General features: G+C 59.8%; 4 protein-coding genes and 1 pseudogene. 4 read left to right on the top strand and 1 reads right to left on the bottom strand.

Annotated elements, in window-relative coordinates; genetic code table 11:
- The first annotated feature begins 82 nt into the window (after positions 1–82).
- From NGM68_RS15440 to NGM68_RS15435, 4 genes and pseudogenes are all read left to right on the top strand, one after another.
- Positions 83–514, top strand: coding sequence for a DUF433 domain-containing protein (locus tag NGM68_RS15440; protein WP_252699124.1), 432 nt, complete (start codon positions 83–85; stop codon positions 512–514).
- A gap of 2 nt (positions 515–516) precedes the next feature.
- Positions 517–843 carry a DUF5615 family PIN-like protein gene (locus NGM68_RS18380; protein ID WP_425493579.1) on the top strand — a complete coding sequence of 109 codons (327 nt, stop codon included), beginning with the start codon at positions 517–519 and terminating at the stop codon, positions 841–843.
- 130 nt (positions 844–973) lie between these two features.
- Positions 974–1,167: pseudogene (locus tag NGM68_RS18375) on the top strand (type II toxin-antitoxin system RelE family toxin); the annotation flags it as partial.
- Positions 1,168–1,240: 73 nt separating this feature from the next.
- Positions 1,241–1,597: a hypothetical protein gene (locus NGM68_RS15435; RefSeq protein WP_252699123.1), complete on the top strand. Its 357-nt coding sequence runs from the start codon at positions 1,241–1,243 to the stop codon at positions 1,595–1,597.
- Positions 1,598–1,750: 153 nt separating this feature from the next.
- Here the strand turns inward: NGM68_RS15435 and NGM68_RS15430 are convergent, their stop codons facing one another.
- Positions 1,751–12,073 (bottom strand): right-handed parallel beta-helix repeat-containing protein, encoded by a 10,323-nt coding sequence (locus tag NGM68_RS15430; RefSeq protein WP_252699122.1) that lies wholly within the window; start codon positions 12,071–12,073, stop codon positions 1,751–1,753.
- Positions 12,074–12,217: the final 144 nt, after the last annotated feature.

Raw genomic sequence — 12,217 nt, 5'->3', positions numbered from 1 at the left:
AACTCGAAGAGGAGCACAAAGTTACGAGCAAGAAAATCGGCAACTCCCTCGCATGGTCGCGCATTGATCGGAGGGATAACGCATGAGTGCAGAAACGATTCGACTGACCCGAGAGACCGACGAATGGGTCGCTATCGATGAAAAAACCGGCATTGAGGGGCGTGGGAAAACTCGACAACAGGCACTCGAACAACTCGATGAAGGAGTTGCACAACACGGAGAGACACCGATCGTGAAAACACCGGAGATCCTCGGTGGGAAGCCTCGGATCGATGGGACACGTATCGGTGTTTTCACGATTGGTGAAAGTATCCGTGATGGTGAGCAGACGATCGAAGATATTCTGGAGGGATACCCTGATTTGTCGCGCCACCAGGTGGCTGCCGCTCTCGAGTACTACGATGCCCATCCTGAAGTGATGGATGTCATCCGTAACCAGCGGGAAGCAACGAAGCACAGGCTTCGTGTCCAGAGCCGTGCTCCAAACACAGAGGACTCCGAAACGGGAGCCTAAGCGTGCGAATCTTGTGCGATCAGAACGTCAACGCGAAGTATACCGAATCGTTTCGCCAAACGGAGTGGATTACCGTTTCTACAGTCCGTGATGAACTCTCACAAGATGCGCGTGACGACGAAATCGGTCGGTACGCCGAAGCGAACGACTGGGTCATTTTCACTGAAGATGACGACCATCTCGAGTACGACCAAAACCGTGGAGTGATATTATACCACCAGAACGAGTTGCCGTCTCCTGCAAACGTCGTCTCAGCGTTAGAGGTAATCGATACTGTCTACAAAAATCATAGAGAGATTCGCGAGTTCGTTCCTGGAGACTGGGTCTGAATCATCACTCCGCCCAGGAACCTCTTCCGCGATATTCTCCGTGCGTCTTTGTAGCGGAGCAAGACGAGAACCCCGACCCTTGAAGTCGGGGTGGTCACGTCGTCGTACACAGGCTGAAGCCCATCGGTGATTTCCGGCTTACTTTCTCGACCGGCGGAAGAACCACCAGGGTACAAACTTAGTGTCGGTGAATTTCGTGTGTTGCTCGAGTGGGTCAAGGACAACGAGGTACTCTCCGCCATCGATACGTTCGAGCGGAAGGAAGGGTGCCGAGAACTCGAGAAGTATCGTGAAGTGTGGGGATCCTGGCGAAACGATCGATGAAAGAATCGTGCGTATCGGTTAGGGAGAAATTGCAAGCAGCAGGTTTGTTATGCTGGACTGATACATTTCTCGTATGGTCGTCGCCACCGCAGTTGTCTTTCTCGTCAGTCTCCTCCTTGGAGCCGTCGGTATTTACGTCGGTGCTCGAGTCATCGTCGGCGCGAAGGACTTCGATCACGCAATTGTCACCGCGTTATTGGGGGCGATTGTCTGGGCCGTCTTCGGGGCTCTCGTTGGCTGGATTCCCTTACTTGGGCCGTTGGTCGCGCTTATCGCCTACATTGGGGTAATCAACTGGCGATACTCCACGAGCTGGACTGCCGCTGCGATGATCGGGATCCTCGCGTGGCTGACCATCCTGATCATGCTGTATGTGTTGGCGTTCCTCGGAATCACGGGATTCGAGGCCGTCGGTGTTCCTGGTGCGTAGCACTACCGGTCTCTTGTATAGCAGGGAAATCCTTCTCGAGATTTTCCAATGAGATGATCCGAACTTCGCAATACAACGCCTCTGGAGAACCTACTCACACGCTTCTTGCAAATGTACCTTTCGAGAACGAGTGATTGGATATGCCGAACGCGGTCACGCCAGTGACGATCGATCGATAGCCGCTCCGCGGAGACGCACACAGAGTACTGACAGTACGGCGATCAGGGCGACGACTACGCCGAAGCCAGGAATGCTGTCGTCATCGTCTTCCGGGGCTTCATCGGCGTCATCTACTTCTGGGGATCCGTCATCGTCGTCTTCCGGAGCCTCGTCGTCCCTGTCCGTGTCAGACGGATCGTCGTCAACGGAACTGTCATCCCCGTCTGCGTCACCACCGTCGTCCTGCGAGTCATCTGCGTCGTCCGAATCGTCCGAGTCGTCTTTGTCGTCTTTGTCGTCTTTGTCGTCTTTGTCGTCCGAGTCGTCTGTGTCGTCTTTGTCGTCTTTGTCGTCTGTGTCGTCTGTGTCGTCTGTGTCGTCCGAGTCGTCTGTGTCGTCCGTGTCGTCCGAGTCGTCTGTGTCGTCCGAGTCGTCTGTGTCGTCCGAGTCGTCTGCATCATCATCGTCCTCGTCCGACTCCGCGACCGAGAACGTCACCGTCTCGGTCGCATCGTTACCCGCCTCGTCTGCGACGTGGAGTATCACGGTGTAGCTTCCACCGTCGGCAACCTGATGGATGTGAGTTGCTCCACTCGAACCGATCGCCGTCTGCTCGGGATCGGTCTGTAGCTCGCCGTCGACGAGTAACTCGATCGAGCCCACGTCGACGCCCGAGAGGTCATCCTCGTAGGCGAACTCGAGGCTCACGGTCTCGGTTCCCGCGTCGAACTCGTGGCCGTCGGCGACCCCAATCGAATCAATCGTCGGCGCCGTCGTGTCGGGGATTACGGCCCCGTAGGTCGAGAAGCCCGACACGTCGGCGACGAGATACGGATCGTCGCCTAGCTCGTAGTCGAGGGACGTGTCCTCGACCGTCGACCACTCGCCGGTGGCCGAGTCGTAGTGTTGCATCTCGACGTCCGATGCGTCGAATCCGGTTGGGAGATCCGCCTCGTCGATCGGCATTGCGATCTCGGCCCCCTCGAGGTGGACGTCGAGCAGTCCGGGCAGTTCGGTCTGCAAGAAGCCGACGCCGTGGGCGCCGTCATCGAGGTTCGCGTTAGCTGTGCTCTCGGCGAGTGCAAGCGCCAGGTTCTCAGCCTTAACGGCCGCATCGACATCGTCGACGACGTCGAGGACGATCTGCACGTCGAGTCCTTCGATCTCGATAACGTCATTCTCGAGCGTGAACGGGTAGTGAACCACGTCGGTCGAGGCAGTGCCCTCGTTGCCCGCCCGATCGGTTCCGATCACGTCGACGGTGTACTCGCCCGACTCGTCGCCGAAGGTGAGCGTTCCCGTGAAGGTCGTGTTGTCAGTGTTGCTCGAGTCGATCGTCACCGACGGATCGTCGCCCATCGTAGACACGCTACTGGAGATGTCCTCGACGGTCACTTCGATCTCGGGGGCGTCCACGAGCGGTTCGTCACTTTCGACGATGATAGTGGCGTCGTCGCCGGTGACGTCCTCGAGGCTGACCGACAGCGTTGGATCCTCGCGGTCGATCACGAGCGTCTCGTCGGCGTCGACCGTTCCCGCGTGATTGAGTTCGTCGACCGCAATGACCGACAGCGCGTACTCGCCGTCGTCGGGGAGGTTCCCGAACGGAACGTCAGCAATCCAGGTGTCCCCAGCGTCGTGGGTCGCGTCCGCGGGGACGATGTACGTTGTCTCGAGCGAGTCGATCAACAGCGTCACCGTCGTCAGGTCGAGGTCGGCCTCGACGTCGATCGTCACGCTGGCGTCGTCGTTCGCGTACACCACGCCGTTTCCGGTTGCGGGGTCGGTCTCTGTCGAGTAGCCGTCGACGTCGACGATGGTCGGTTCGACTACTGGATCGGAAACGTCGACCCAACCGGCGTTCCTTTCACCCAACTGCAGGTCGTAGTGTCCCGGCTCATCCGGTGTGAACGAGATGTTCAGAGCCCCGAGGTGGTAGAATCCCGGCGCGAGCGTCACGTTCTGGGTTCCCACCACTTCGGTCTCACCTGTCTCGTTGTGCGTTGCCGTCAGCTCGATCTCTTCGGTTCCCTCGATATTGCCGGCCTGGTAGACTGACCCGACCACGTGCGTATCCTGGCCGTAGGCAATCTCGCTCTCGGTGGCAGCTGCCGCGATTACCCGGATATCGGACTCGGCGGGTTCGACGTCCACCCAGCCGGCGTTCCGATCACCTAACTCGAGGTCGTAGTGGCCTGGCTCGTCCGGTGTGAAGGTGATGTTGATCGCCCCCAGGTGGTAGTATCCCGGCTCGAGCGTGACTTCCTGGCTGGCGATAACCTCCGTTTCGCCCGTCTCGTTGTGCGTCGCCGTCAGTTCGATCTCTTCGGTTCCTCCGATATTGCCCGCCTGGTAGATCGACCCGATGACGTACGTCTCCTCACCCTCGATCAGTTCGACGTCAGCGGTGGACGCTGCAATCACCTGGATATCGGACTCGGCAGGTTCGACGTCCACCCAGCCGGCGCTCCGGCCATCGAGTTCGAGGTCGTAGTGACCCGGTTCGTCCGGTGTGAAGGTGATGTTGATCGCCCCGAGGTGGTAGTAACCCGGTGCGAGCGTTACGTTCTGGGTTCCTACCACTTCGGTCTCACCCGTCTCGTTGTGCGTTGCCGTCAGTTCGATCTCTTCGGTTCCCTCGACATTGCCCGCCTGGTAGATCGATCCGATCACGTGCGTTTCCTCGCCTTCGATCAGTTCGACGTCAGCGGTGGACGCTGCAATCACCTGGATATCGGACTCGGCAGGTTCGACGTCCACCCAGCCGGCATTCCGGCCATCGAGTTCGAGGTCGTAGTGGCCCGGCTCGTCCGGTGTGAAGGTGATGTTGATCGCTCCCAGGTGGTAGTATCCCGGCGCGAGCGTGACTTCCTGGCTGGCGATAACCTCCGTTTCGCCCGTCTCATTGTGTGTCGCCGTCAGTTCGATTTCTTCGGTCCCATCGACATTGCCGGCCTGGTAGATCGACCCGATCACGTACGTCTCCTCACCCTCGATCAGTTCGGTGTCAGCAGTCGACGCTGCGATTACCTGAATATCCGAGACCGCTGGTTCTACCTCCACGAAACCGGCGTTCCGGCCATCGAGTTCGAGGTCGTACGTCCCCGGCTCGTCCGGTGTGAAGGTGATGTTGATCGCCCCGAGGTGGTAGTATCCCGGCGCGACCGTCACCTCCTGGCTGCCGACGACGTGCGTCTCGTTCGTCTCCTGATTGGTCGCGGTCAGCTCGATCTCCTCGGTCGCGGTGTCGCTTCCGTTCTGGTAGACGCTGCCGATCACGTAGGTCTCCTCGCCCTCGATCAGTTCGACGTCGGCGGTAGATGCCGCGATGACCTGGATGTCTGTGACGATCTCCTCGACGTACACCGTTCCTGCGTACGTGCCACCGAGTTCGAGGGTGTAGTTGCCGCTCTGTTCGGGTTCGAACGTCACGTTCAATGCGCCCAGATGATAGTATCCCGGCGCGAGCGTCACGTCCTGGGTTCCCACGACCGTCTCTGTACCGTCCTCGTGGGTCGCCGTCAGCTCGATCTCTTCGGTTCCTTCGATATTGCCCGCCTGGTAGACCGACCCGACCACGTAGGTCTCCTCGTTCTCGGAAATCTCGATGTCCGACGCGGACGCCGCGATCACCTGAATGTCGGTGACGGCTTCCTCGACGTCCACCCAGCCGGCATTCCGGCCATCGAGTTCGAGGTCGTAGTGGCCCGGTTCGTCCGGGGTGAAGGTGATGTTAATCCCTCCCAGGTGGTAGTATCCCGGCGCGAGCGTCACGTTCTGGGTTCCCACCACTTCGGTCTCGCCTGTCTCGTTGTGCGTTGCCGTCAATTCGATCTCTTCAGTTCCCTCGATATTGCCGGCCTGGTAGATCGACCCGATCACGTGCGTTTCCTCGCCTTCGATCAGTTCGACGTCAGAAGTCGACGCCGCGATCACCTGAATGTCCGTTACGGCCGGCTCGACGTCCACCCAGCCGGCGTTCCGATCACCCAGTTCGAGGTCGTAGTGGCCCGGTTCGTCCGGCGTGAAGGTGATGTTAATCCCTCCCAGGTGGTAGTATCCTGGCGCGAGTGTCACGTTCTGGGTTCCCACCACTTCGGTCTCACCCGTCTCGTTGTGTGTTGCCGTCAGTTCGATCTCTTCAGTTCCCTCCACGTTCCCTGCCTGGTAGACCGACCCGATCACGTACGTCTCCTCGCCTTCGATCAGTTCGACGTCAGAAGTTGACGCCGCAATCACCTGGATATCGGACTCAGCGGGTTCGACATCCACCCAGCCGGCGTTCCGATCACCTAACTTGAGATCGTAGTGACCTGGCTCGTCCGGGGTGAAGGTGATGTTGATCGCTCCCAGGTGGTAGTAACCCGGTGCGAGCGTCACGTTCTGGGTTCCCACCACTTCGGTCTCGCCTGTCTCGTTATGCGTTGCCGTCAGTTCGATCTCTTCAGTTCCCTCCACGTTCCCTGCCTGGTAGACCGACCCGATCACGTACGTCTCCTCGCCCTCGATCAGTTCGGTGTCAGCAGTGGATGCCGCAATCACCTGGATATCGGACTCAGCGGGTTCGACATCCACCCAGCCGGCGTTCCGATCACCCAGTTGCAGGTCGTAGTGACCTGGTTCGTCCGGGGTGAAGGTGATATTCAGTGCACCCAGGTGGTAGTATCCTGGCGCGACTGTCACGTTCTGGGTTCCCACCACTTCGGTCTCACCCGTCTCGTTGTGCGTCGCCGTTAACTCGATCTCTTCGGTTCCTTCGATATTGCCTGCCTGGTAAATGCTGCCGATCACGTGCATCTCCTCGCCTTCGATCAACTCGGTCTCCGTGCTCGAAGCGGCGATGACCTGGATATCGGACTCGGCAGGTTCGACGTCCACCCAGCCGGCGTTCCGATCACCTAACTCGAGGTCGTAGTGACCCGGCTCGTCCGGGGTGAACGAGATGTTCAGTGCACCCAGGTGGTAGTATCCCGGCGCGAGTGTGACGTCCTGGCTGTCGATTACCTCAGTCTCGCCCGTCTCGTTGTGCGTCGCCGTCAGTTCGATCTCTTCAGTTCCCTCCACGTTCCCTGCCTGGTAGACCGACCCGATCACGTACGTCTCCTCGCCCTCGATCAGTTCGGTGTCAGCAGTGGATGCCGCAATCACCTGGATGTCCGAGTACTGGTCGACGACCGTCACCGAGCCGACGACGAATCCGTCGAGTCCCAGGTCGAACTCGGCGCTATCTTCGCCCGACGGCAAATCCGCAGCCGTCGGTGTCCACTCGAGTTCCACGAGGCCGGGGTTGGTTCCCTGATCAACGGTGACGGTCGTTTCGTCGACGACATCGCCGTCAGCGGTCAGGTTGACCGTGTGCTCGTCCGGTACGTCGCCGCTGTTGTACAGGTCGGCGGTGACCGTGATCGTCTCCTCGAGCGTCACAGCCGTCTCGTCCGCGTCAGCTCCGTAGATCAGCACGTCGGCACTCGCGAGGACGGTGACGGTGCCCACCGAAAGGCCGTCGATCGAGACGTCGAATTCGCCCGACTCGTCGAAGACGTGCGTGATCGAGACCGTCTCGGACTCGTCGACGTCGAGCGTGACCGTCTCGTTGGCGACGGCCTGGCCGTTCACTTCGAGCGGAATCGTGAGTTCCCCGTCGGCGAGCCCGACGTTCGTCACCTGTGCGGTGACCGTGACCGACTCACCCTGCACGACCTCCTCGTCCGACAGCGACGGGTGCGTGATCGACGCCTGGGGCGAGGTGTCCGCGAAGACGCCGAAAGTGGAGACTTCGGTGACGTTCGTCGCGTAGACGAACCGCTCGTCCGTGTCGACGCCGACGTCGTAGGACGCCTCACTCGCCGACTCCCAAGTGCCGGAGTCGTCATATCGCCAGAGCTCGAGTGTAGCCTCATCGAGACCGTCGACATCCGCTTCATCGTAGTGGAACCCGAGTTCTGTCAGGAGAGGCGCATCGCCGTTCGCCGTCACGTTCACGTACGCGTCGATCGGATAGCCCGTTTCGGGCATAGTCTCGGGTACCGACGTTCCGTCGATAGTGACGTCCTGGCCGTCAAACGAGAGCGTCGATCCCTCAAGGTGGATTCTCTCGAAGGTGGTGTTCGTCGTGGGCCCAACCGAAACGTCGGTGGCGCTGTCGGTCACCGTCACGTTCGACAGATGGTTATCGGCCCCGGAAACGGAGAGACCAGTTCCCGCATCCGTGATCGAGACGTTGGATACCTCGTTGTTCGTTGGGCTTCCGGACATACCCACACCCGTCGAAACGTTGCTGATCGAGACATCAGTAACGACGCTGTCGGTAGCTGAGCCAGAGAGACTGAGGGCTGTTCCCCCGATGTCTTTGGCGGTCAGGTTCGTGACGGTCGTACGGTCGGCGAAGAGCGACATACCGCCCTGGTTATCCGAGATGGTAACGTCTTTGAACGTGTTATCGTCGTTATTGTCGTACTGACCCGGATCGAGGTAGACGGCATTCGACTCGCCCCCGTGGATCGAGAGGCCGGTGAACGTGTTGTGATTCGCTTCACTTCGCATGTCGACTGCGTTGCCAGTGCTGTTGACGATGGTAACGTCGGTGAACTCGGTTCCCACGGCGTTGCTGAGACCGATCCCGTTTCCGTCTGTGTCTTCAACGAGTACCGAGTCTAGTGAGTTCCCCACGACGGACGGATCGGTGCTCACACTCGTGAGGTAGATCGCCGTTCCGTCGTTATCCGTCGCCGTCACGTTGGACAACGAGTTCCAGTCGCCGTTGATTCGAATCCCATGCCAGCCGTTGCCCGAGACCTTGACGCCGTCGAAGACGTCGCCGTTCGACGACTCGAGATTCAGCCCATACCGGTCGTTGTCGTGGGCTTCGACGTCCACGAGTGTATTCGACGACGAACCGCTTGCCGTACGGATACCGGCGGTGTTGTTGGAGGCGTTCACCCCGACGAACTCGTTGTTACTTGCTGCCCATCCGAGATTGATCGCACCCGGATCGAATCCACCGCCACTCCGTTCGGTGTCGTACGCCGTGACGTTCGTGAACGTGTTCCCGCTGGCCGGAATGTGTGAGAAACCACCGACGGTAAGCGCCCGGTTCTCGGTATACCTGACCGTGAGGTTCGTCACCTCGTTGTCGTCTGCGTTACCGAACTCCGCGCCAGTACCTCCGTTCTCGACGAGTACGTCCGTGAAAACGCCGTCATTCCCGGCGACGTACAACCCGGTGTCCCAGCCGTCAATCGTCACGTCGCTGATTGAGACGTTGTCCGCGTCGTTGACGTAAATCCCGTACTGCGTCCCGTCGTCCACCACGCCGACACCCTCGAGGGTGTGGCCCTGCCCGTCGATTTCCACGTCGTCCGCGGTGATCTCAATGCAGGTTTGGCTTCCCGTGAGGTCACCGGCGAGCGTGTAGGTGCCTGCGAAATGAATCGCGGCGCATTCCTCGAGTTCGACGGCGCCACCGGATTGGATCGCGACTGGCGCCCTGTCGGCGTCGTCGTCGCTCCGGACGGTCACGTCACCGAGGCCGACATCGGTCTCGTCGGTCGACCACGACAGCTGGATCGTCGTCTGTTCACCGCTCTCGAGTTCGACATCGGTGGCCGTGTCGACGACTGTGCGGTCGAAGTCCTCGAGCTCGATAGACCCGGTGCTCTCGGCGCCGGTATTCAGGACGGTTACGTCGACCGTGATCGACTCACCGGCTTCGACGGGCGCGTTCGTCGAGTCGATCGTCACCTCGAAGAAGGGATCTGCGTCTGGATCTGCGGCGAGCCACGGATCGAACCTGACGTTTTCGCCGACGCTGTCGCCCGATCCATCGGCTATCGTCCCGTTGACGGGATCCGACTCGCCGCCGCTGGGCCCACTCACGTCTCCCCACCAGTTCCAGCGGGCGTCGACCTCGTCGCCACCCGAGACGACCCCCTCGGGGTTGCCCGCGATGGCGTTGTCACGGAGCGTCGCGTTCCCCGCGTCGACGTAGATTCCGCGTTCGCCGCTGTCGGCAACCGTGTTGTTCGACAGGATTGCATTAGCCGAGCCGGCCCCGACGACCAGGCCGTCGACGACCGATCCCTCGATCGTGTTCTCTGCGACCGTCGCGTCGACTGCGTCGCGCAGTTCGATGCCGTTACCGTAGGTGATGTACGACCAGGTCGGATCGACGTGTCCGTTGTCGACGATCGTGTTGCCCGTGATCGTCGCGTCCGCGGCCTCATCGAGGAGAATCCCCTCGTGGCCGTTGTCCGTGATCACGTTGTGGCGAATCGTCGCGTTGTACGGGGCGTCTCCAGAGGAGAATGCGCCTGGTGGTTCGAGTTGAATGCCCTGTCGACTGTTGTCGGTGACCGCGTTGTCCTCGATTAGCAGATCGTCGGCGTCACGACCCGCGACGATCCCGAGCGTGTTCTCGAAAACGTCGTTGCCCTCGACCACCGTTCGCTCGGCGCGTTCGAGGTAGATCCCGTAGTCGTTGTTACCGGAGATTTCGTTGTCTCGAACCACAGAGTCGTGGGCGTTCCACCGGATCTGAAGGCCGTGTCGGCCGTTGGCTTCGAGCGTGTTGCCCTCGACCAGCGTCCCGTGAGCCCGGTTCGCGACGTGAATACCGTCGCTGTACGAGCCGGTGACCGTGTTGTCACGAACCTCGTGATCCGTCCCGTACCGCTCGACCAGGATGCCGAAGGTGTACGCATCACCGCCTGGGCCCCACGTGTCGCTCACCGTATTCTCTCGGACGACGTTTTCGGTGCCGCCGACCAAGCGAATGCCGTACATCACGGTCGAGACGTCGTTGTGCTCGATTATCGTCCCGGTTGAGCCCATATCGACGATACCACCCGGCCCGCCCTCGTTACCGTCTTCGATCTTGTTATTCGTGACGACCGTTCCATCGGTCACCCCGAGTTGAATAGCGGCGACGGTGCCGGCGAGCTCGAAGTTCGAGATTTCCACGTTCGTCGAGTTCGCGACGATGATCTGACCGGCGTCCGGATGACTAGAGGGGTCGATCGTCACACCGTCTACGTCTCGCACGTAGACGAGCGTATCACCCCCGACCGTGTTGTCGTCGAACTCGTGGAGGAAGTGATCCATCTCCTGTTCGTTCGTCCCGCTCGTTATCTGAACTCCAGTAGCGAATTCGTTCTCGAGAACCGTCGCATCGGTTGTCGAGGACAGACTAAGGTCTGTTCGCTCGCTCGAGACCGTGTTGTTCTCGACGAGGAGCGTATCTAGTCCCCCGGATCTGATCCCCTGCTGGTTACCGTCGAGTCGGTTGTCGACGATCTCAATCGAACTCGACGCGCGCATCCAGATGGCAGACGCTGTCAGACCCTCGATGTCGTTGTCGCGAATCACGATCGAAGAGACGTCACCGAGGTGAATGCCTCGCGAGGTGTTTGTAATCGTGTTTCGTTCGATCAAAGCGTCGTACGAATAGTCACGGAAGTCGATCGCGATCTGACCGTCGTGCTGGATGTCGTTGTCGACGACGATCGTGTCGCTCGAGCGCCTGAACGTGATCGCCGGTGAAGTACTGCTGCCAGTATTGTTCGATATGGTGTTTCCGGAGACGAGGGTTCCGGTCGCCCCGTTCGAACCCGTCGAAGCGATCGCGTTAATCGCGTGGTACTCGTTGTGCGTGATCGTGTTGTTCGTAATCTCGACGTTTTCCTGGGCTGAAAACCCGGCGAAGATGATTCCGTTCTCGCTGTTGTTCGTAATGGTGTTGGCGTCAACGACGGTTCCAGTGACCGCCGCGAGATTGACACCGACGTCGTTCGCCGTCAGTAGATTCTCCCGGATTTCGACGTTGCTCGTCTCGGACGCCACGTGGATGCCTCGAGAGAATTCCCGAACCTCGAGGCCCTCGACCGTGACGCCGCTGGCGTTGACGTAGACACCGGTCCACGTCTCCTCGTCGGGAATCAGCGTCACTTCTCCGTTCGCGACAAGCGTCACCCCGCCGGTGTCGATCCACAGATCCTCCTCGTAGGTTCCGGCGTCGACGCAGATCTTCTCACCCCAGTCAGCCGTGGCGATCGCCGACTGAATAGACTCACCAGATTCAACAGTCAGGTCACACGACGCGTCGCTGGCCGATATCGTTTGCACCTGGCCGGATTCACCTGAGTCACTCGAACCGTCGTCCGGTTCCTCACCACTGTCCGTCGAACTCGAGTCGTCGTCCGTACTCGATTCCTGCAGTATCGTGGTGTCGGTTAGCGAGTCGAACCCGGACTCCGACTGCGCTGGCGCGTCCACCCCGATGCCACCTGCCGCGGCGACCGGTGCGACGACTGACCCAATCATAAGCAGTGAAAAGAGAATAGCGAGAATACGGATATGTGCTGGCCGTTGCGAATGTCGTGGCTTCATGAATTATATGTCCAGCGGCCGAGGAAATACCTGTGCTAACTGGGAGGTTATATCATAGGTTACCTTTAGGTCACTTAC

It is taken from the genome of Natronosalvus vescus, from assembly GCF_023973145.1.
Lineage (GTDB): Archaea > Halobacteriota > Halobacteria > Halobacteriales > Natrialbaceae > Natronosalvus > Natronosalvus vescus.
The sequence above is the reverse complement of the archived record's forward strand: the minus strand, read 5'-3'. Positions and strand labels throughout refer to the sequence as shown.